Annotated in this window: 16 protein-coding genes; 8 read left to right on the plus strand and 8 right to left on the minus strand. The window is 71.5% G+C overall.

Features of this window, described 5'->3' with window-relative positions; genetic code table 11:
• The first annotated feature begins 205 nt into the window (after positions 1-205).
• The 3 genes from JK363_RS31470 (at position 206) to JK363_RS31480 (ending at position 3,194) form a co-directional block, all read left to right on the plus strand.
• On the plus strand, positions 206-820 hold the full coding sequence (locus JK363_RS31470; protein WP_307821938.1) for a TetR/AcrR family transcriptional regulator: 615 nt from the start codon (positions 206-208) through the stop codon (positions 818-820).
• Between the two features lie 223 nt (positions 821-1,043).
• Complete coding sequence (locus JK363_RS31475; RefSeq protein ID WP_236076256.1) at positions 1,044-2,285, plus strand: Glu/Leu/Phe/Val dehydrogenase dimerization domain-containing protein; 1,242 nt, start codon at positions 1,044-1,046, stop codon at positions 2,283-2,285.
• Positions 2,286-2,435: 150 nt separating this feature from the next.
• Positions 2,436-3,194: a nucleotidyltransferase domain-containing protein gene (locus tag JK363_RS31480; RefSeq protein WP_201880445.1), complete on the plus strand. Its 759-nt coding sequence runs from the start codon at positions 2,436-2,438 to the stop codon at positions 3,192-3,194.
• A gap of 272 nt (positions 3,195-3,466) precedes the next feature.
• On the opposite strand, the gene JK363_RS31485 is transcribed toward JK363_RS31480, so the two are convergent.
• A complete protein-coding gene (locus tag JK363_RS31485; RefSeq protein WP_201880447.1) occupies positions 3,467-4,936 on the minus strand; it encodes a carbohydrate-binding protein in 1,470 nt (489 codons plus the stop codon).
• Positions 4,937-5,602: 666 nt separating this feature from the next.
• Between JK363_RS31485 and JK363_RS31490 the strand changes: the two genes are divergently transcribed.
• On the plus strand, positions 5,603-5,791 hold the full coding sequence (locus tag JK363_RS31490) for a hypothetical protein (RefSeq protein ID WP_201880448.1): 189 nt from the start codon (positions 5,603-5,605) through the stop codon (positions 5,789-5,791).
• A 5-nt stretch (positions 5,792-5,796) separates the two neighbouring features.
• Here JK363_RS31490 and JK363_RS31495 read toward each other — a convergent pair whose 3' ends face one another.
• On the minus strand, positions 5,797-6,705 hold the full coding sequence (locus JK363_RS31495; RefSeq protein WP_201880450.1) for an alpha/beta fold hydrolase: 909 nt from the start codon (positions 6,703-6,705) through the stop codon (positions 5,797-5,799).
• Positions 6,706-6,851: 146 nt separating this feature from the next.
• On the opposite strand from JK363_RS31495, the gene JK363_RS31500 reads away from it, so the two are divergent.
• Positions 6,852-8,867, plus strand: a complete 2,016-nt coding sequence (locus tag JK363_RS31500; protein WP_201880606.1) for an AfsR/SARP family transcriptional regulator — start codon at positions 6,852-6,854, stop codon at positions 8,865-8,867.
• Between the two features lie 13 nt (positions 8,868-8,880).
• Here JK363_RS31500 and JK363_RS31505 read toward each other — a convergent pair whose 3' ends face one another.
• Both JK363_RS31505 and JK363_RS31510 read right to left on the minus strand, forming a co-directional pair.
• Positions 8,881-9,639, minus strand: a complete 759-nt coding sequence (locus JK363_RS31505) for a class I SAM-dependent methyltransferase (protein ID WP_201880453.1) — start codon at positions 9,637-9,639, stop codon at positions 8,881-8,883.
• A gap of 95 nt (positions 9,640-9,734) precedes the next feature.
• Complete coding sequence (locus tag JK363_RS31510) at positions 9,735-10,541, minus strand: AAC(3) family N-acetyltransferase (RefSeq protein ID WP_201880455.1); 807 nt, start codon at positions 10,539-10,541, stop codon at positions 9,735-9,737.
• 267 nt (positions 10,542-10,808) lie between these two features.
• Here JK363_RS31510 and JK363_RS31515 point away from each other — a divergent pair, with 267 nt between their 5' ends.
• On the plus strand, positions 10,809-11,276 hold the full coding sequence (locus tag JK363_RS31515) for a lamin tail domain-containing protein (RefSeq protein ID WP_201880458.1): 468 nt from the start codon (positions 10,809-10,811) through the stop codon (positions 11,274-11,276).
• 91 nt (positions 11,277-11,367) lie between these two features.
• Here JK363_RS31515 and JK363_RS31520 read toward each other — a convergent pair whose 3' ends face one another.
• The gene (locus JK363_RS31520; protein WP_307821939.1) at positions 11,368-13,347 is read right to left on the minus strand and encodes a glycoside hydrolase family 84 protein; all 1,980 of its coding nucleotides are present in this window, start codon (positions 13,345-13,347) and stop codon (positions 11,368-11,370) included.
• A 367-nt stretch (positions 13,348-13,714) separates the two neighbouring features.
• Between JK363_RS31520 and JK363_RS31525 the strand changes: the two genes are divergently transcribed.
• Entirely contained in the window at positions 13,715-14,950 is a 1,236-nt protein-coding gene (locus JK363_RS31525; protein WP_201880460.1) for a cytochrome P450, read from the plus strand.
• Between the two features lie 5 nt (positions 14,951-14,955).
• Entirely contained in the window at positions 14,956-15,174 is a 219-nt protein-coding gene (locus JK363_RS31530; protein ID WP_201880612.1) for a ferredoxin, read from the plus strand.
• Between the two features lie 14 nt (positions 15,175-15,188).
• Here JK363_RS31530 and JK363_RS31535 read toward each other — a convergent pair whose 3' ends face one another.
• The 3 genes from JK363_RS31535 to JK363_RS31545 all read right to left on the minus strand — a co-directional run bounded on the left by JK363_RS31535 (position 15,189) and on the right by JK363_RS31545 (position 21,120).
• Positions 15,189-16,292 (minus strand): branched-chain amino acid aminotransferase, encoded by a 1,104-nt coding sequence (locus tag JK363_RS31535; RefSeq protein ID WP_201880462.1) that lies wholly within the window; start codon positions 16,290-16,292, stop codon positions 15,189-15,191.
• Between the two features lie 157 nt (positions 16,293-16,449).
• Positions 16,450-17,589: an acyl-CoA dehydrogenase family protein gene (locus JK363_RS31540; protein ID WP_201880464.1), complete on the minus strand. Its 1,140-nt coding sequence runs from the start codon at positions 17,587-17,589 to the stop codon at positions 16,450-16,452.
• A gap of 27 nt (positions 17,590-17,616) precedes the next feature.
• Positions 17,617-21,120 carry an indolepyruvate ferredoxin oxidoreductase family protein gene (locus JK363_RS31545; RefSeq protein WP_201880466.1) on the minus strand — a complete coding sequence of 1,168 codons (3,504 nt, stop codon included), beginning with the start codon at positions 21,118-21,120 and terminating at the stop codon, positions 17,617-17,619.
• Positions 21,121-21,136 lie beyond the last annotated feature (16 nt).

Below are 21,136 nucleotides of genomic sequence, written 5' to 3' on the forward strand. Positions count from 1 at the left end.
GCCCAGACACCCGTCAGCGGCCCGACGGGCAAGCGCACGCCGCAGGGCTGACACTTCCAGGATCCCGTCGGCCGCGGGGCCGCGCAACGCCAGTGGCCGACCGCTGACTGGGGCTCGAGACGCGCACAGCACGACGTCGGACGCCTACGCGACGTGGTTCACCGGGTCCGTCCGGCGCGGTGGGGGCATGTCCTATCCTCATGGCGTGACCCGCAGCCGCAAGGACCCGAGTCTGCGCCGGGGCGAGATCCTTCGCGCCACCGTCTCCCAGATCAAGAAGCAGGGCATCCATCCCCTGCGCATCTCCGACGTGGCACATGAACTGTCGGTGAGCCCGGCCCTGGTGATCTACCACTTCCAGAACAAGGAAACGCTCATCGCCGAAGCCTTCGCCTGGGCCGTACAGCGCGAGCTGGATCATCTGGACCACCTCACCGCCGGACTGCCCACCGCGCTGGAGCGGCTGCGCACCGCTCTGGACTGGTACGCGCCGACCGGGCAGGCCAAGGGCTGGGCCCTGTGGATCGAGGGCTGGGCGGGAGCACTGCGCGAGCCGACCCTGCGCAAGGTCGGGCGGGAACTGGATCTGCGCTGGAAAGAGGCGCTGACCGCGATCATCCAGGACGGCGTGGACAGCGGGGAGTTCACCACCGACGATCCGCGGGGCGCGGTGTGGCGGATCACCGCCCTGCTGGACGGGGTGGCCGTGCAGGCCATCGTTCACCGCGACACTCAGGACCGGAAGCAGGCGGTCGGCTGGTCACGCCAGATCGTCGCCCGTGAGCTGGGACTGAAGAGCACCGACTTGGAGCGCGGCTGAGCGGTCGCGACTCGGTCCCCCGGCGCGGACCCCGGTAACTCCGGTGCGCGGGTGTGGCGTTCCCCGCGTGGGCGCACGGCGCGACCCGGTGGTATTGACAAGCGCGGAACGCTTACTACATCGTCATTCAGTAACCGATAAGCCTGCGGGCCATGTGGCAGGGGCACCCCGCGCGTCGGCCGCCGGGTCTTCGCCCTGGACGGAAGCCATGACAGCGACCCCCTTGAGCACACCTCCCCTCGCCGGTACCACACAGCCGCATCTCCAGCTGATCTGGACCGACCCGGTCACCGGGCGGCGGGGCTTCGTTGTCATCGACCGGCTGATCCGCGGCGTGGCCAGCGGCGGACTGCGGATGCGTGAGGGCTGCACCCTGGACGAAGTGCGCGGCCTGGCGGCCGGGATGACGCGCAAGGAAGCGCTCCACTACGACCCGGACAGCCGCTACATCCCGCTCGGCGGGGCCAAGGGCGGTATCGACTGTAGTCCGCACGATCCGCAGGCCCGCGCGGTCCTCGCCCGCTTCCTGGAGGCCGTGCGCTGCGTCCTGGAACACCACTGGACCACCGGCGAGGACCTCGGGATGCGTCAGGACACCATCGACGAGGCCATCGCCGGGGTGGGGCTGGCCAGTTCCATCCAGGCCATCTACCCCCTGCTGGACGACGAGAGCCGGGCGCGGCAGCGGCTGGCGGACGCCTTTGCCATCGAGGTCGACGGGGTGCCACTGCCCGAGCTGGTCGGTGGCCTGGGGGTGGCCGAATCGGCCCTCACCGCACTGGATCTGATCGCCGTCCCCCACGGTAGGGCACGCGCCGTCGTCCAGGGATTCGGCTCGATGGGCGGCGCGACCGCCCGCTATCTGGCCCAGGCGGGGGTCACGGTGATCGCGGTGGCCGACGCACACGGTGTCATCGCCAACCCGGACGGTCTGGACGTCGAACACCTGCTGCGCAGCCGTGCCCCCCTCGGTGGGATCGACCGCGGCCGACTGCGGCCCGGGGACCGCGAAGCCGACGGCGACTCCTGGCTCGGCATCGACTGCGATGTCCTGGTGCCCGCCGCGGTCTCCTACTGCATCGACGCGGTCAACCAGACCCGGATCAGCGCGCGTGTCATCGCCGAGGCCGCCAATATGCCCACCCTTCCCGAGGCGGAGGCCGCGCTGCACGCACGCGGTGTGCGGGTGATACCGGACTTCGTCGCCAACTCGGCCACGAACGCATGGTGGTGGTGGACCCTCTTCGGCGACATCGGCGCCGACGCCGCCCAGGCCGAGCACCAAGTCCGCGAGTCCATGCGCCGGATCACCTCCGATGTGCTCACCGATGCCCAGCGGCATGGCATCACCCCGCGCGACGCCGCGCTCGGCGTCGTCGCGGACAAGATTGCCGCCATTGACATCCGCTTCGGCCCCGGCACCACCCCGACCAGTCCGACCCGGAGCGCGTTGAACGGGCCGTGACCGGCGGCGGGTTGATGGGGGCGGGGCGGCCACCGCCTGGGCGGCCGTCCGCCGTGAGCTGTCGACCGCCCGACCTCCGCTCCAGCCAAGGCGGGGGCGACGGCACTGTCCCGTGCCCGCGCACACCACCACGGCGATAGCCTTACTGCCATGATCGGCACGACGGACGACGCGTTTCTCGATCCCATCGCCGACCGGCTCGCGGCCCTGCCGACGGTGTGCGCCGTGACCCTCGGCGGCTCACGGGCTCAGGGCAATCACACCCCGGACAGCGACTGGGACCTGGCCGTGTATTACCGGGACGCCTTCGATCCGGACACCTTGCGGGCCGTCGGCTGGGACGGTGAGGTGTCCGACCTCGGCGCCTGGGGCGGCGGGGTGTTCAACGGGGGTGCCTGGCTGACCATCGACGGGCGGCGCGTCGATGTCCACTACCGCGACCTCGATGTCGTCGAACACCAACTCGCCGAGTCCCGGCAGGGCCGCTTCCACTGGGAGCCGCTGATGTTCCATCTGGCGGGCATTCCGAGCTATCTGCTGGTCGCCGAACTCGCCCTGAACACGGTGCTGCGCGGCTCCCTGCCCCGCCCCGCGTTCCCCGAAGCGCTGCGCGCGGCGGCCCCACCGGAGTGGCGGGGCCGGGCGGCTCTGACGCTCCAGTACGCCAGGGCGGCGTACGCACCGCGCGGGCAGGCCACGGAGGTCGCCGGAGCCCTGGCCACCGCCGCGCTCCAGACAGGACACGCCGTGCTGGCGGCGCGCGGTGAACGGGTCACCAACGAGAAACGGCTCCTCCAACGTGCGGGATTGCGCGGCATCGACACGATCGTGGCGGGGCTGCGACCGGAGCCCGCAGCCCTGGCGAAGGCGGTCGACGCGGCGGAGGAGCTGTTCACGACCGCCGAGTGAGCCAGAGTGACGGTGGCGGACGGGGCGGCTTTTGGCGGTGGTCGCCATCGGCGCGCATACCCGTATCGAGGGTGCATTTCTCCGCTTCCACGGATCCTTTCAGGAATTTATGAGGAGAGCACCAGGGAAATTCCCTCGTCATGTCCATAGGCTGCCCGCACTTCCGAGACACCCGAACTTTTGTGCGCACATCCGCGCTCGCCTGCCAGTAATGCCCGAAAGTCACCTCACCATCGACCCGCCTGCCCGAGAAAGCATCGACGCACAGGGTGTCAGTAGGCCACCGTGCCGAACCAGTGGAGATCCCCGCATGGCTCGTGGGTGTCACAGACCGCGGTGATGAACACCGTGTGTCGTCCCCGGACGGCCCGGACCTCGGCGGTGACATCCTCCTGCTCCCCGTCCGCGGGGACGGTGATGGTGGCCCAGGGCTGACTGTCCAGGCAGTCGAGCCGGAGCTCCAGCCGCGCTCCGCTCTCGCTGCCGTTGGACACCCGGGTGACCAGGCGGCCGTCTCCCTCCCCGCCGAAGTCGACCCGGTCGTAGCGAAGCTGGTCCCCGTCGCTCAGAGTGCGCGCCTGCCGGTAGCCGGACGTGGACCCGGCGGTCCCCTTCTGAGCGGTGTACTGGTCGGCGTTCACCCGCAGGCGCACGGAGAGGGAGGGGCCGGTGTCCGGAGGAGCCGTCACACCCGGGTCCTGGCCACCCGGTCCGCAGGTGGCCGGTTCGGACGACTCCATCCACCGCATCGCCAGGGTGCCGACGAGCGCCGTGGCCACGGTGATGCTCACCGCCACAAAGACCGTTGTCCTGCGACGTGTTCCGCGCAACCATGCCATCGCCTTCCGCACCGGCCCGACACCGCGGCGCCGGCGGCGGCCCGCACCCGGGGGACGGGCGCCCGGCGCGGCGCGAACCGGCCGGTCCCGCGGCGGCGTACGGGCGGTGGCCTCCTTGTTCCGCCCGTACTCATCCGCCCGCCACCACCCCAGCAACCGCAGTGGCAGATGCCGTGCCGCGCGGGCGTCGAGCCGCACCAGATCCTCGTAGCGGGCACGGCACCGGGGACACGCGGCCAGATGTGCCGTGACCTCCGGTCCCGGTGGGCTGTAGGGAAGACCGCCGTTGCCGCCGAGAACCTTGATGCAGTCCTCGCTGTCGACCCGCTCGAGGTACAGCTCCATCCGCGAGCGCCGCAGACCACGGTCGGCCGCCGCAAGACGCTCCCGCAGTTGTCGGCCCGCGAGACCGGTGATGTCGGCCACGGCCGCCAAGTCGTCCTGCTCGACCAGGGTGTGCCATAACAGGCACTGCTCCACCGGTGTCAGTCCCTCGTACGCCACCTGCAACTGGCCGTCGTCGTGCATGGGCCACACCGAGCCACTGGCGATCCATGCCATGAACCCGGACGAGAAGGCGTGCGGTTGTTTCAGTGCGTCGGCCACCGCGGCCATCCGGGTGGACTCCAGCAGCTGCAATCGCACACATCCCGCGTGGCGGCCGCGGTCCAGCGGATGCGCTGAGGCCACCCGCTCCCCCAGTCTGGTGAAGGCCACCGACACCAGTTTCGCCGCGAGCCCCGGTGATGTGGTGCAGGTCAGCGCATAGGCGTGAACCGCCGCCTGATGGCGGTCGTACACCTCCCGGAACAGCGAGGTACGGCCCTGCCGTACCGCCCGGAGCGCCGCCATGTCGCCGTCCGCGGACTCACGGACCAGCGACGCCATCGACGACCGGTTCATCGTCCGCCGCCCCTCGGTCCCCCCGCGGCCGGACCGGAGCCGGTGCCGTCACCGGCCACCGGGAGTGGCGCTCGGTCCCCTAACGCACGCTTCGAGAGAACCCGTCGTACGAGGGTGTCTTTCATGGCCTTCCAGGCGAGCAATGGCATGGTCCAACCCCGATGGTGTCAGTTCTTCGCAGAGCCCGCCTGCCACGATTTCGCCGGTGCCCATGCGCGAGTTGGGTGGTCATTTTGCGTTCAACGTCGGCGCATGGCTTCCGGTCTGATGCCGACCGCCTCACGTCGGTGTGAGCGCGGCATGGACGACGGCGGCTGGGGCAGCCAACAGCCGGTCCGATCGTGGGAGTTCTGGGGGGTGCGTGGTCGTCCGGGAACACGTGCATCTTATGCGCCACATGCCATTCTTTTCACCCGCCCAGCAAGAAACTTTCCCAACTCGCCAGTACGGTTTCGGCGATGAAAGGCACGAGCGAGAAGTACGACCGAGTATGTAATTTCGTTTTGAAACATCTGCGCGTCGCCAACACCGCATTTACCTCCGAGTAGTCCTTATGAACGATGGCGAGCGCGCTGTGCACGGGCCGCGTGACGTCCGCGGCCGGCCGGGCGAGGCGGAGGGAACAACTCCCCCGCCCATGACGTTTCCCGATCGAAGGAGGCGACGATGACCCACGCGGAGAACGATCGGAAGCAGCTCCAGGATGCCGCCGAGGAAGGGCGCCGTGCTCGCTTCGGCGCACTGCCGGAGCGTGTCCGCCCCGAGGAGATGGTCGAAGAGCGCCCGGCGACGGCACCGGACCCGGCGAGGAACACCTACAACGACGAGGAGTGGCTGGTTCGTAACGCATTGTAGTCACCTCATCGGGCCAGCAGATCCCTGAGGGCCCTGGTGACCTCCGCGGGTGTCTCCTCGGCCATGAAGTGCCCGCTGGTGACGGTGGTGTGGCGCAGATCGGGCGCCCACGCGCGCCACCGTCCGTCCGCGTCGAAGCCGAGAGCGGCACCCCAGTCCTGCTGGAGCACGGTCACCGGCATCCGCAGCCGGTGACCGGCGTCCCGGTCCGCTTGGTCGTGCTCGACGTCGATCCCCGCGGAGGCACGGTAGTCGGCGACGATCGAGGGCACGGCCGAGCGGCACGCGCCGAGATAGGCGGCGCGCACCTCAGCGGGGATGGCCTGCGGGTCGTGGGTCCAGGTGTCGAGGAAATGGCCGAAGAAGGCGTCCGGACAGCCGCTGATCAGCCGCTCGGGCAACCCCGGCGGCTGCGCCATCAGATACAGATGGAAACCGACGGCGGCGGCGGTCCCGTGCATCACCTCCCACATGTCCAGCGTCGGCAGCACATCCAGGCAGGCCAGCCGAGTGATGGCCGCCGGGTGATCGAGACCGGCGCGGAAGGCCACCAGCGCACCGCGGTCGTGCCCGGCCAGCGCAAAGCGCTCATGCCCCAGGGCATGGGCCAGGGCGACGATGTCGGCGGCCATCGTCCGCTTGGCATAGGTGGTCGCGTCAGTGGCCTCCGGTTTATCGCTGGCGCCGTATCCGCGCAGGTCAGGGCAGATGACAGTGTGATCGGCCACCAGGTCGGCGGCGACATGCCGCCACATCACATGGGTCTGGGGAAAGCCGTGCAACAGCACGATCGCGGGACCCGAGCCCGCGACGGCCACGTTCAGGGACACCCCGTCGTTCAAGGACAGGCCGTCGGCGACGGGAACACGCAGATACTCGAAACCGGCGATGGCCGTGGCGGTGGCGGACGTCATGGTGTTGGTTCTCTTTCCGTAGCTGACCGGGGGCCATCAGCCTGCCGGGCCCGGATGAGCATCCGATGAGCACGCTAGCGTGGGCACCGCCGACGGTGACCTGGGGTGTCCCGAGGTGACGGGGCGCGGAGAAGGAGGTGGCCGGGGTGCGGGTCGTCTTCGGGGTGCTGGGGCCGGTGACGGCCTGGGACGACGCCGGAAACACGATCGCCCTGAAGGGGCCACGCCACCGTGCCGTGCTGGCCCGGCTGATCGTGGCCCGCGGGCGCGTCGTACCGGTGGACCGCCTGGCGGAGGATCTGTGGCCGACCCCGCCCGCGGGTGCAGTCGGCGCGGTGCGCACCTTCGTGGCCGCGCTGCGCCGTGCGCTGGAACCGCAGCGCCCGCCCCGCGCCCCGGCCCAACTGCTGGTGACCGAGGGCCCGGGGTACGCACTGCGCGCGAAGCCGGACGCGGTGGACGCATGGTGTTGTGAAGACGAGGTGGCCGCGGCCGCCACGCTCCCGCCCGAGGGCGCGCTCATGCGGCTGGACTCCGGGCTGGGCCGGTGGCGCGGCCCCGCCTACGCGGAGTTCGCCGATGAGCTCTGGGCCCGCGCGGAGCGCTCACGCCTCGCGGAGCTACGGCTGCACGCCGTCGAACGCCGGGCCGAGGCCCGCCTCGCCCTGGGTCGCGCCGGTGAGGTGGTGCCCGATCTGGACGCGCATGTCGTGGAGCATCCGTGGCGCGAGGACGCCTGGCGGCTGCTGGCCCTGGCGCTGTACCGCACCGGCCGGCAGGGCGACGCGCTGGCGGTGCTGCGGCGGGCACGCGCCCTGCTGGTCGAGCAGTTGGGGGTGGATCCAGGGCCGGGGCTGCGCCGTCTGGAGGCGGACATCCTCGATCACGCGGACCACTTGGAAGATCACTCCGGCCACCTCGAAACCACCGGACACCCCGCGTCCGCCGACGGGGCGGGTGCGGCGGCCGAGCGGGTGTGGGCCCGGGCCACCGCCGCGTACGACCGCACCGTGGCATCCGGTGCGCGGACCCGGCTGGAGTCGACGGTCGGCCTGCTGCGCCATCTCGCGGTGACCGGGGGCGGTGGTCTGGTGGCCGCTCGGGAACACCGGGTGGCGGCCATCGCGGCGGCCGAGGAACTGGGCGACACGGAGCTGACCGCCCGGGTGATCGGCGCGTACGACGTCCCGGCGATCTGGACACGCGCGGACGATCCGCACCAGGCCGCGTGGGTGGTCGCGGCGGCCGAGCGTACGCTGACCGCCCTGCCGTCGAACGGCCATCCGTCCGCGCGTGCCCGGTTGCTGGCCACCATCGCCCTGGAGTCGCGGGGCACCCGTGCGGCGCGCGGCCGCCAGGCCGCCGGGCAGGCGGAGCGGATCGCCCGCGAGCTGGACGACCCCGCACTGCTGGCGTTCGCCCTCAACGGCGCCTTCATGCAGAGCTGTTACCGCGCGGGACTGGCGCCGCACCGGGACGGGATCGGCGCCGAGCTGGTCGCCCTGTCCGCCCGGCACGGCCTGGCCACCTTCGAGGTGCTCGGCCACCTCATCCGCCTCCAGGCGCGCGCCGCGCTCGGCGACTTCGCCGGAGCCGACGGCCACGCGAGCGCCGCGGACCGTCTGGCCGAGCGCCATGAGCTGCCACTGGTGGCCGTGTTCACCCGGTGGTACCGGGTGCTGCGGCTCGCCGCGACCGGCGGCGCACCGGACAATGAGGTGGAATCGGCCTACCGGGACGCCGCCGCCCGTCTGGACGGCGCGGGCATGCCCGGCCTGGAGCGGGGTCTGCTGCCGCTCGCGCTGCTGTCCGTGCGGCTGCGCAGGGGCTGTCCCGCCCCGGTCGACAAGCACATCGACTGGGGTCCCTACGCGCCGTGGACCCGACCGCTGGTGCTGCTGGCGCAAGACCGCCACGACGAGGCCGCCGTGGCGCTGAGCGAGGCCCCGGAACCGCCGCACGACCTGCTGTTCGAGTTCCTGTGGTGTCTGCTGGCCCATGCGGCCGTCGCCATCGGCGACCGGGAGACCATGGAGCGGGCACATCGTGAACTCGCCCCAGCCGAAGCCGAGTTGGCCGGGGCGGGCAGTGGACTGCTGACCCTGGGGCCGGTCTCCCGCCATCTGGACGCCCTCACCGCTGCCCTCCGGCGCCTGCCATGAGCGGGTGGCGGCGTCAGCGCATGGCCACCAGAAGGTCCACCTCGTAACCCTCCTCCACCCTCCCGTCCGGGAAGATCTCCCGCAGATGGGCGCGCTCCTCGGCGAGAAACGCCTGTGTGCCGGTTTCGCCGAGCACGAGGAACGCCGAGTGCGTGGCGATGTTGGACAGATGCAGATCGAGGGAGACCGTACGGCTCCAGCGCACCTGGCGCCGTGTCGGGCTCAGCCCTTCGAGCCCCGCAAGCCGGGCGGCCTGGCTGTCGTCGTGGCGTGCCGCGGGAGGTGATGTCACTCCGCAGTGGTGTGCGATGCGCTCGTGCTGCGCGGAGATCCACGGCACATCGCAGGCGGGGATGTTCCACCACAGGGCGAGCGCACCTCCCGGACGCAGCACACGCAGCGCCTCGGGAACGGAGTGGCCGGTGTCGGTCCAGTGCCACGCCTGCGCGTAGGTGAGGAGGTCGAGGGAGGCGTCGGCGAACGGCAGCGCGTTGCCGTCGCCCCGTACCAGCGGCACATCGGGAAGGGCGGCGCGGAACTCGGCGGCCATCCCGTCGCCGGGCTCGACGGCGATCACATCGGCGCCGCGCTCGCGCAGCAGAGCGGTGGCGATCCCGGTGCCCGCCCCGATATCGGCGACCCGGGCACCTGCGAGGGAACGTCCTATGAGCTCCTCGACGGTGTCGAAGAGGGCGGGTGGATAGGAGGGGCGGCTCGCGGCGTACTGGGCGGCGGCCATGTTGAAGGAGTGTGCGCGCGAGGCAGTCGTCATCTCCCCATCCTCACCTGTTGACCCTCCGCACGGGTGGTGAACCACCGTTATTCCTTGGGGAGACGGCCACGGACCGCCCGAAGCCCCGGGACACCTCATCGGACCGGGCGCGGGCGGTGTTCGGCAAGCCAGGTCTCGGCGTACGCGACCGCGTCGGGCAGGGCGAACAGCCGCACATCGGCCGCGCCCACCCGGCCGCGTATCACCGGGCGTTCCCTCGCGAAGTCCGCCCCCAGGTCCGCGAAGCGCTCCTCGGTGATGGAGGTGTCGCGAACGGTGTGCCAGCGGCGGCCGCGTGGGGTCATCACGGCGAAGGAGTTGTCGGCCCGTGGCGCGGGAATCCGGTACTCGGCGAGGTGGAAGGCGGTGCAGGAGTCGAAGCCCGCACCCAGCAGCAGGATCCGCGCCGCCGCTTCCTCCAGCCGGGCGAGCGGACTGCGTTCGCCCAGTCGGCAGTCCAGGGCATGGCCGTCCACGATCGCGGAGGCGCGCGCCCCGAGGGCCGCGAAGGAGGTCTGCGGATGGGCGCTGCGCAGGGCGCCGGGCCAGGTGCGGAGGGTCTCGGGGATCCGGCCGACACCGTAGGTGGGTGTGGTGCGCGGATCGTAGCCCGGCATCGAGGCACGGATCTCGGCCCACCAGGACTCGGGCACCGGCGGATTGCACCAGCCGCCCGGATCCGAGTTGTCGCCGGAGTGCGTCGGCACCACCAGCGTTCCGTCCGGGCCCAGGACGTCGAGCAACGCCTGCACGACCGTACCCGCGCCCCCGCAGACCCAGCCCAGTGCGCTGAGGGAGGAGTGGACCAGGAGGGTCTCCCCCGGGCGCAGTCCGAGATCACGCAGTTCGACGGCCAGTGAATCCCGGGTGCAGAGCGGGCCGGTGGGCGGTGTTGTCGGCATGAGAGGGAGTGTGCAGGGGCCCTGGCGGTGCGTACCACCGGATTTCGACGAACTGAGCCGGCGCCCCGGAGAGCTGCCGTCCTGCCCACCACACCGTCGGAAAGTCCGCCCTTGCTATGAGCAAGGCAAAATTTGTCCGTATTGTGTAACACGCGGTGTTTCATCCGACTTTGCGGCATTCGGCGCGGCACAGTGATCTCCCCGGCCACCGCCGGGACTCGATCAACGGGACGGCGCACAGCCGTCCCCGCACACCTAGGGGTCACCATGACTCGACTCACCCGCCTTGCCGCAGGCAGCCTCGCCGCCACCGCTCTGCTCGGCACCGCCGCGCTTCCGGCCGACGCCCACACCGGGATGCACCACGGCTGGCGCGTAGTCATCGGAGAGGTTCAGTACAACAGCCCCGGTAGCGACGACTACTCTCGTCGCAGCCTCGCCGCGGAGTGGGTCACCATCACCAACACCGGCCGCCAGCGCGTCGACCTCAGCGGCTGGACCCTCGCCGACACCGCCCGCCACGTCTACCGTTTCGAGGACCTGACGCTGCGCGGCTACGAGTCCGTGCGGGTCCGCACCGGCTCCGGCCTGGACACCGAGCGCGATGTCTACCAAGGCTCGCGCACCTACATCTGGAACAACGACGGGGACACCGCGATCCTGCGCAACGACCGCGGTCGTTTCATGGACGCCAAGTCCTGGGGCCGTGACCGCAAGTACCACCACCACCGCTGACCCCGGCTGAGCCGGCACACCACGGCGGCCCCGGTGCGCCACGTCCTCGGACGTGGCACACCGGGGCCGCCCCCTTGATCCCGTCGAACACCTAGTCGATGCGCTCGGCGGCCCGGGTCAGGAAGGTGTCCAGGACACCGTCGCCCACCTTGGGCCGCACCTCACCCCAGGTGTTGCGGGCGGGGGTGGTGCGCACCGCCTCGGCCTCGCCCTGGAGTTCGCGGGAGGCGGCAACCAGTACATCGGCACGGTCCTGGTCGCCCCGATGCCACGCGGCGAGCGCGTCGGCCATCTTCACCGCCGCCGCGCCCCACAGTTCGGTGGCGTCCAACCAGGCGGCGGCGTCGGTGGTGAAGCCCTTCTGCACCGCACCACCGCGGATGACGGCCGGTGCCTCCCGAATACTGCGCAGATAGGTACGCAGTTCCCGGAGCGCCGTGTCGCGGTCGGCGCCGTCACCGTCCCAGGCGGTCCAGAACCGGGAGATCCGGGCGGCCAGCACAGGCGCCTGGTCCTGCCAGGGGGTGTCCCCGAACGTGGGGGCCAGATGCTCGAGGTCGCCGAAGACCAGCAGAGCGCCGGTGGCCCGGCGATCGCCACCGGCGAGATACGACATGGCGCGCCGCCCGTTCGTCCCGGCCTGGTAGGCACGGTCGTTCCAGCCGAAGTCGGCGGCGCCGAACACCGCGACCTTGCTGGCGTAGGGCTGGTTCATCGGGTTGGCCACAAGCCCGCTGAGGTGCTCGGACAGACCGGCCTCGCGCTTGTCGTACGGAGCGAGCAACAGCCGGCCGCTGGTGTTCCCGTAGTCGTTGACCGGATAGTTGTCCCAGACGAAGACCTTCCGCCCGAAGAGCTTCGATGCCGCATCCGCCTGGGCGGTGGTGATAGTGGGCGGGACGACGTCCGTGCCCGTCCACATCACCTCGACCTCCGGATCGAGTGCGCTCCGGAGCTTCTGCTTGTACGCGGTGTCGGTCAGATCGCCGTACTCGGTGGGGACCATCTGAAGGGGCCGGGCGCCCTCATGGGTGGCGATGAAGTTCTTCTGGATGTCATTGAGCAGATCGACCTGGGCCGCGGCGGCCGCGCCACGTCCGGGGGCGCCGTAGGCCGCGCGGTCGCGGTCACAGTTCCACTTGGTGTAGCTGATGTCGTCCAGCGGGATGGAGAAGGCCCGGGTGCCCTGGTCGTACAGGGCCTGGAGCTTGGCCTTCAGGGCACGGCGGTCGGCGGGGTCGGAATAGCAGATGGACCCGCCGGGAGAGACCGCGAAGGTGAAGCGGACGTGGTTGGCCGTCGCACGACGGACGAGCTCGCCCAACTCCGCCAGCTTGTCGGCCGGGTAGGGATCCCGCCACTTACCGCGGTGGTAGGGGTCGTCCTTGGGTGCGTAGATGTAGGTGTTGGCCTTCACATCACCGTAGAAGTCCATCTGGTCCAGGCGTTCCTGATGGGTCCACGGCGTGCCGTAGAAGCCCTCGATCGTGCCGCGCAGAGCCATCGAGGGATGGTCGCCGACCCGGACGCCGTACACCGACCAGCGGTCGCCGCCGGTGGGGCGGAAGAGCTGGCGCAGGGTCTGGACGGCGTAGAACTGCCCGGCGCCGTCGTGGCCGCCGAGTGCCACCACGGAGGGCCCGTGGCGGTGGTGGCCGACGCGGAGCGCATAGCCCTCGGCGCGCCCGGGAGCGGCGGCGCCGCCCAGGGCGTCGGCGATGTCCGGCCGGGAGGCGGGTCCGAGCAGCACGGTCAGGCCGCGCCCGGAAGCCGGGGGCGGGTCGTCCGGGCCGGTGACCTCGACACGGTCCACGCCGTGTGTCGTGAGGAGCGCGATGAGGCGGTCCTTGGCCGCGGTGTCCGTGCGCTGATCCACGACCAGGACGACCCGGCGCGGAACGGGCACGTCGGCACCGTCGCGGACGAGGGACTGGGGAGTGGGGGAGACGGCGGGCAACGCCGCGGCGGCGGGCTGGGCCGCGGAGGACGGTGGCGGGGCGCTCAGCCCGGTGACGGCGATGGCGGCGAAGGCGGCGAGCGGGGCGCCGAGCCCGATCAGGCGTCTTCTCACGGGGTCTCCAATGCTCACGCTGGGAGGTTCCGGACGGGGCCGTGCGGGGCCGGGACGGCGGCGGGGCGGGACACAGAGCACCGCAAGTGGTCTAAACCACTGGGCTGCCTCGAGAGTCTTACAGCAGCGCGGAGGCCGGTCAACGGCGAGGACCGGCCGAGTTTTCCAGCGTCATTGCGTTACGCCACGGCCGATCTCCGGGCGCCGCCGCTCGGGGCGTATCGGCCCCGCGCCGTCGCGAGACGCCGCCGCTTGGCACACTATTTCCAGGTTCGTCGCAGGTCGGACCTGACATCGGAAGCGATGCCCGCGCACCCGCACTACGCTCGGAAAGGAGGATCCGGTCGTCCGGAAGGGAGGCACTCCCGTGTCGGTCGCTTCGTCCAGATCGTCTCCGGTCTCCCTGCCCCGCCATCGCAGCTGCCCGTTCGATCCGCCCGACGGCTACGGAGAACTGCGCGAGGAGGGACGGGCCGGCAGACTGGCCTTCCCCGACGGCAACGTCGGCTGGCTGCTCACCCGCTACGAGGACGTCCACGCCATGCTGGCGGACGACCGGTTCAGCGCGGACCGGGAGCGAGCCTCCTCCCCCGTCCGCGCGCTCCCCGTCCGGGAGAACGACTCCCGGCGGGTGGGGTCGTTCATCGGGATGGATCCGCCCGAGCACACGCGCTACCGGCGCCTGCTGGCCCGGTGGTTCACGGTCCGGCGGATGCGCGGGCTGATGCCGGACATCGAGGAGATCGTCACCGGCCACCTGGACGCGATGGAACACACCGGCCCGCCCACCGATCTGGTGGCGGCGTTCGCCCGCCCGGTCCCCTCGCTGGTGATCTGTCAGCTGCTGGGGGTGCCGTACGAGGACCGGGCCGACTTCCAGCGGTGGACGTTCACCCTGTTCGGGCTCGACCGGGAGGAGGCGGAGCTCTTCGCCGCCCGGGACGCGCTGTGGGACTACGTGCGGGGTCTGGTGGCGGCCAAACGGCGGCAGCCGGACGAGGCGTTGCTGTCCGGGCTGGTGCACGGTGCGGACACCGCCGCGGACGGGGAGGAACCGCTGACCGACCAGGAGCTGACCGGTGTGGGTCTGCTGCTGCTCGTCGCGGGACACGAGACGACGGCGAACATGCTGGGCCTGGGCACCTACGCCCTGCTGAGCCACCCCGGGCAGGCCGCGCTGGTGCGCGAGCGGCCGGAACTGGCCGACCACGCGGTCGAGGAGCTGCTGCGTTATCTGACCATCGCCCAGTTCGGCACCGTCCGCACGGCCCGGGAGGACGTCGAGATCGCCGGGGTGCGGGTGCGCGCCGGCGAGACGGTGGTCGCGTCGCTCGCCGCGGCCAACCGGGACCCCTCGCTCTTCCCCGCACCCGACGACCTGGACGTCACCCGCGACGCCGGGCAGCACCTCGCCTTCGGCCACGGGATGCACCAGTGTCTGGGCCAGCATCTGGCCCGGATGGAGATGCGAACGGCCTTTCCGGCGCTGCTCCGGCGCTTTCCCACGCTCCGTCTCGCGGTACCGCCCGGCCAGGTGCCGCTGCGGGACGACATGCTCGTCTACGGGGTCCACCGGCTCCCGGTCACCTGGGACGACCGGTGAGCGCGATGCGGATCCGGGTGGACCGCGGCCGTTGCCGCGGCGCCGGTCAGTGTGTGCTGTCCGCGCCGGAGCTGTTCGACCAGTCCGAGGACGACGGCCTGGTCGTGGTGGTCGACGAACAGCCGCCGCCGACGCTCCATGACAAGGCCCGCCTCGCCGAACGGCGCTGCCCGAACCGTGTCATCCGCACCGTGGACGAGGGCAAGGGGGACACCGGGCGGTGACGCGCCCCGCCCGGTCAGGTGCAGGGGTGCAGCCAGCCGTGCGGATCGGTGTCCGCACCGGTCTGCCGCCGCAGCAGTGCCTCGCGCAGCCGCAGGGAGACCGGGCCGGGCCGCCCGTCGGCGATCGTCCACGACGTGTCCGCGGTCCTGGCCTGTCCGACCGGGGTGATGACGGCCGCGGTGCCACAGGCGAACACCTCGCTGATGGAGCCGTCGGCGCAGCCGGTCTGCCAGTCCTCGACGCTGATCCGGGTCTCACGGGTGGCATAGCCCAGTTCACCGGCGAGCGACAGGAGGGAGTCACGGGTGACACCGGCGAGCAGGGTGTCGGTCAGCCGCGGGGTGACGATGGTGGCGTCGGAGCCGGTGCCGTAGACGAAGCACAGGTTCATCACGCCCACCTCCTCGATCCAGCGGCGCTCCACCGCGTCGAGCCAGACCACCTGGTCGCAGCCCTGCTGCGCCGCCTCGGCCTGGGCGATGAGCGAAGCGGCGTAGTTTCCCGCGCACTTGGCGGCGCCGGTGCCGCCGGGGGCGGCGCGGACGTAGCTCTGGGACACCCACACGGACACCGGCTCGACCCCGCCGGGGAAATAGGCACCGGCGGGGGTGGCGATGACCGCGAAGAGATAGCTGGCGGCGGGCCGGACACCCAGTGAGTTCTCCGATGCGATCATGAACGGCCGCAGATACAGGGTGTGTTCGGGCTCCTGGGGAACCCATGCCGCGTCCTCGCGGACCAGCAGTTCGCATGCCTCGACGAAGGTGTCCACCGGCAGTTCGGGCATGGCCAGCCGACGGGCGCTGAGCTGGAAGCGGCGGGCGTTGACCTCGGGACGGAACATGGCCACGGTCTTGTCCGGCTGGGCGTACGCCTTGAGCCCTTCGAAAATCGCCTGCCCGTAGTGCAGGGTCATGTTCGAGGGGTCCATGGGGATCGGTGCGTACGGTTCCAGCCGGGCGTTGTGCCAGCCGCGGTCCTCGGTCCAGGCGATGGTCACCATGTGGTCGGTGAAGTGGCGGCCGAAACCGGGCGCGGCGAGGATCGCCTCCCGCTCCGCGGTCGGCCGGGGCGAGGGGTGGGGGCGCCGCTCGAAGGTGAGGTGCGATGGTGTCACGCTGCGTCCTCGCAAGCACTCGGGCCTGTGGCCAGGCGGGGGTTGGGGGTGCGGTACGGTCCGCGGCGGCCCGGGCACCGCGGTGTTCTTCCGGTGCTCCCGGGCGGCAGGATGTCGGTGCGTGTCGCCGGGTCGGCGGCTTCGGCGGGCGCGCGGGTCAGCGGGCGAGATGACGGCTGATGACCAGCCGCTGGATCTGATTGGTCCCTTCGAAGATCTGCATGATCTTCGCCTCGCGCATATAGCGCTCGACGGGGTAGTCACGGGTGTAGCCGTAGCCGCCGAAGACCTGCACCGCGTCGGTGGTGACCTTCATCGCGGCGTCGGTGGCGACGAGTTTGGCCACGCTGGCCTGGCGGCCGTACGGACGTCCCCGGTCACGGCGGCGGGCGGCGTCGAGGTAGGCGGCGCGGGCGGAGTCGACGGCCGCGGCCATGTCGGCCAGCAGGAAGCCGAGCCCCTGATGGTCGATGATCTTGCGCCCGAAGGTGGTGCGTTCATGGGCGTAGTCGACCGCGGCGTCCAGGGCGGCCTGGGCCAGTCCGGTGGCGCACGCGGCGATGCCCAGACGGCCGGAGTCCAGGGCGCTGAGCGCGATGTGCAGCCCCTGGCCCTCGCTGCCGATGAGCCGCTCGGGCCCGAGGAGCGCGCCGTCCCAGAAGGCGGCGGTGGTGGGGATGGCGTGCAGTCCCATCTTCTCCTCGGGGCGGCCGAAGGTGAGGCCGTCGGCCTGTCCGGGCGCGAAGAAGCAGGAGATGCCGTCGCTGCCGGAGCCGGTGCGGGCGAAGAGGGCGTAGAAGTCGGCCTTGCCGCCGTGGGTGATCCACGCCTTGGCGCCGTTGATCCGGTACCCGTCCGGGTCCTTGTCGGCGCGGCAGGTCAGCGCGGCCGCGTCGGATCCGGCCTGGGGCTCGGAGAGGCTGTAGCCACCGACGAGACGGCCTGCCAGCACATCTGCCGCCCAGGTGGCGCGCTGCGCCTCGGTGCCGAAGGTGAGCAGCGGGAAGGAGGCGAGGGTGTGCACGCTGACGGCCACGGCCACGGTCGCCCAGCGCGCGGCCAGTTCCTCCAGCACCTGGAGGTAGACCTCGTAGGGCTGGTCGCCGCCGCCGTACTCCTCCGAGCAGGGCAGGCTCAGCAGCCCGGCCTCGCCGAGCAGCCGGAACAGCCCTTCGGGATAGCGTTCGGCACGTTCGTGTTCCTCGACGCGCGGGGCGAGTTCCTTGTCGGCGATGTCCCGGACGAGGTCGATCAGATCCTCGGCTTCCCCGGTGGGCAGCAGACGGTCGACGGGCATGGCGGCTCCTGGTCTGGGGCTGGCGGATCAGGCGGAAACGGCCGTGGGGGTGCTCAGTTCGGCGAGGGCGTCGCGGGCGCGGTCGCGGAACTCCGCGATACGGGCCAGCTTGATGTCCTCGTAGCCACGGATGCCCTCGGCGAGCCGCACCAACTCCTCGACCTCAGCGGTGTTGTCCGCGGTCAGAAGGGTCAGTGCGTCCCGGACCAGGTGGCGGTACTCCTCGATCAGGGCGCGCTCCTCGCGGCGGACCCGCGCGTAGCCGAAGATGTCCAGCCGGGTGCCGCGCACCCTCCGCAGAGCGTACAGGGTGCGGAACACGGCGGGGGCGGTGCGCCGCAGCCGCATCTTGCGCTTCATGCCCAGCGCGCGCAGGGCGGGCGGGTGCAGCATGACGGAAACCGCGGCGCCGGGGCCGAACTCCTCGGTGATCCTGGCGCGTTCGACGCTGTCCAGATGCAGCCTTGCCACGTCGTACTCGTCCTTGTAGGCCATAAGCTTGTGCAGGCCCTGGGCGTAGGCCAGGGCGATGCGTTCGCCGTTCTCCTCGCCCGCCCGCTCCCGGGCGGTGGCGGCCACCTGCCGGACATCGGTGGTGTACTGCCGGGCATACGCCTCATTCTGATAGGCCATCAGGTCGGCACCACGCAGCGCCACCGTGTCCTGGAGCCGTCCGCCCGCGGCGACGGCGGTGGCGAGGGCGCGGGCGGCGGGGGTGATGTCCACGACGGGCCGCTCGGGGGTGGTGGTGGCGCGCCGGACGGCCTCGGGGTCGATGACGGCGGCGCGTCCCCACGCGAAGGCCGCCAGGTTGGTGTCCACGGCGGCGCCGTTGAGGCGGATGGCGTCCTCGATGGCGCGCGCGGACAGCGGCAGACAGCCGCTCTGGAAGGCGGCACCGATGAGCAGGGTGTTGGTCGGCATATGGTCGCCGAAGACCGCCTCGGCCAGGCCCTGGGCGTCGAGGTGGACATTGACCTCGGGCCGGGTGGCGGAGGCGATGCGCTCCAGCGAGTCGTCCGGGGAGCCGGGGAGGACGACCCGGTTGGTCACCATGGCGGCGGTGGGCACGATGGCGGTGTTGACGATCGCGATGGTGTGTCCGGAGCGGGCGACCGTGAGGTTGCTGTCGGCGGCGGCCCCGAGCAGGTCGAAGCCGAGCAGGACGTCGGCGGTGGCACGGGAGGCGCGCAGCGCGCCGGTCACCGGCGTGGTCGAGATGCGTACATCGCTGACGACGGGGCCGCCCTTCTGGGCCAGTCCGGTCTGGTCGAGCCCCGCGGCGTAGCGGCCGTCGAGATGGGCGGCCATCTGGAGGATCTGGGAGACGGTCACCACACCGGTGCCACCGATGCCGGGCATCCGCACCAGGGTGCTGTCCCCGGTGACCGCCGGGACGGGGTCGGTCAGCTCCACCGGCAGCGGCGGAACGGGGCGCCGCCGCTTGGTGGCCGGCCCCTCGGTCCCGGCCTTGGGCTCGACGAGCAGGAACGACGGGCAGTCGCCCTTCAGACAGCTGAAGTCGGAGTTGCAGGACGGCTGGTGGATACGGGTCTTGCGGCCGAACTCGGTCTCGACGGGGTGGACCGACAGACAGGTCGACACATCGCCGCAGTCGCCGCAGCCCTCGCAGACCCGCTCGTTGATGACCACCTTCTCGGCGGGGGTGGGCAGTTGACCGCGCTTGCGGAGCCTGCGTTCCTCGGCGGCGCACCGGTCGTCGTGGATGAGGACCGTGACACCTTCGGTGGCGGCGAGGGACTTCTCGGCCTCGGACAGGTCGTCGCGGTGGCGCACGGTGGCGATCGGGTCCAGACGGACACCGCGGTAGTCCGCCGGCCGCGCGGTGGTCACGACGACCTTGCGCACCCCTTCGAGCGCGAGCCAGCGGGTCAGGGCGGGTACGTCCAGGCGGCCTTCGGCGCGCTGGCCACCGGTCATCGCCACCGCGTCGTTGTAGAGCAGCTTGTAGGTCATGGTGACGCCCGCGGCCACCGCGGCCCGGATGGCGAGGGATCCGGAGTGGTGGAAGGTGCCGTCGCCGAGGTTCTGGACGAAGTGGCGGTCGTCGGTGAAGGGGGCCAGACCGATCCACTGCGCGCCCTCGCCGCCCATCTGGGTCAGACCGATCTGGTGGCCGCGGCCCGCGCCGTCCAGGGCGATCATCACATGGCAGCCGATGCCCGCGCCGACGAGGGTGTCGCTGTCGGTGCGGGTCGAGGCGGAGTGCGGACAGCCGGAGCAGAAGTAGGGGGTGCGGGCGGAGACGGTCGGCAGGGCGATACGGGCCGGGGCCTTCGGGGCGAGGGAGGTCAGATGGGCGGTGGCGGTGTGCGGCAGCCGCTCCGTCCCGATGCGGTCGGCCAGGGCGGTGGCGATGTGTTCGGCCTCCAGGGTGCCGCGCGCGGTGAGCAGCGGGCGGCCGTCCTCGCGGTGGCGGCCCACCACGACCGGGGCGTCCTTGGTGCCGTAGAGGGCTTCCTTCAGATGTCCTTCGAGGAAGGGCACCTTGTCCTCGACGACGAGGACCTGCTCGAGGTCGCCGGTCATGGCGACCAGGTCCTCGGCGCACAGCGGATACGGCATCCCCAGCCGGATCAGCCGGAGTCCGAGCGTCTCCATGGCGGCCTCGTCGATGCCGAGGTCGGCCAGGGCGCGCTGGACCACGGCGTAGGAGGTGCCGGAGGCCACCACGCCGAGGGTGGCGCGGGGGGCGCTGTAGGTGATCCGGTTCAGGCCGGCGTCGCGGGCGTAGGCACGGGCGAGGTCGAGGCGGCGGGTGAGCATGTCGTGCTCGGCGTCCAGGGACGCGGGGCCCACGAGGGTGGGGAGGGTGCCGCGGGTGGTACGGCGCGGGGCGGGGATGTCCGGGACCACCCCGTCGAGGTCGACGGTGGCCGAGGCGTCCGCGATATCGGCGACGATCTTCAGCCCGGTCCAGAGGCCGGTGGCGCGGGACAGGGCCACGGCGTGCAGCCCGAACTCGATGATCTCGGCGACGGAGCCGGGGGCGAGCAGCGGCATCGCCAGGCTCTGGCACATCGACTCACAAGAGCTGGGCACGGTGGACGACTTGCTGGCCGGGTCGTCGCCGATCCAGGCCACGGCGCCGCCGAGCGGGGCCGTACCGGCCACCGTGGCATGGCGGATGGCGTCGGCCGCCCGGTCCAGGCCGGGGTTCTTGCCATACCAGAATCCGGTGACGCCGTCGTGGCGGCTTCCGGGGACCTGGTCCAGCAACTGGGTGCCCGCCACCGCGGTCGCGGCCAGTTCCTCGTTCAGACCCGCCTGGAACACCACTCCGGCGGGGTCGAGGAAGCGGTGGGCGCGGCCCATCTCCAGGTCGACTCCGCCGAGCGGCGAACCCTGGTAACCACTGACGAACGCGCGGGTGTTCAGCCCGCGCTCGTCATCGAGGCGGCGCTGTTCCAACGTCAGCCGGACCAGTGCCTGGATGCCCGAGATCAGCACCCGGCCGCCGCGGGCCGTGTACTTGTCGTGCAGCGATACCGCAGCAGGGTCGGTGGTCACTCGAGCCTCCTCGTCG

It is taken from the genome of Streptomyces coffeae, from assembly GCF_016741875.1.
GTDB lineage: Bacteria > Actinomycetota > Actinomycetes > Streptomycetales > Streptomycetaceae > Streptomyces > Streptomyces coffeae.

What these genes read in the sequence shown, in the direction of transcription:
- JK363_RS31480 (WP_201880445.1), top strand. Translation starts at nt 2,436, where the DNA reads ATGATCGGCACGACGGACGACGCGTTTCTCGATCCCATCGCCGACCGG.
- JK363_RS31485 (WP_201880447.1), bottom strand. Translation starts at nt 4,936, where the DNA reads ATGAACCGGTCGTCGATGGCGTCGCTGGTCCGTGAGTCCGCGGACGGC.
- JK363_RS31490 (WP_201880448.1), top strand. Translation starts at nt 5,603, where the DNA reads ATGACCCACGCGGAGAACGATCGGAAGCAGCTCCAGGATGCCGCCGAG.
- JK363_RS31495 (WP_201880450.1), bottom strand. Translation starts at nt 6,705, where the DNA reads ATGACGTCCGCCACCGCCACGGCCATCGCCGGTTTCGAGTATCTGCGT.
- JK363_RS31505 (WP_201880453.1), bottom strand. Translation starts at nt 9,639, where the DNA reads ATGACGACTGCCTCGCGCGCACACTCCTTCAACATGGCCGCCGCCCAG.
- JK363_RS31510 (WP_201880455.1), bottom strand. Translation starts at nt 10,541, where the DNA reads ATGCCGACAACACCGCCCACCGGCCCGCTCTGCACCCGGGATTCACTG.
- JK363_RS31515 (WP_201880458.1), top strand. Translation starts at nt 10,809, where the DNA reads ATGACTCGACTCACCCGCCTTGCCGCAGGCAGCCTCGCCGCCACCGCT.
- JK363_RS31530 (WP_201880612.1), top strand. Translation starts at nt 14,956, where the DNA reads ATGCGGATCCGGGTGGACCGCGGCCGTTGCCGCGGCGCCGGTCAGTGT.
- JK363_RS31540 (WP_201880464.1), bottom strand. Translation starts at nt 17,589, where the DNA reads ATGCCCGTCGACCGTCTGCTGCCCACCGGGGAAGCCGAGGATCTGATC.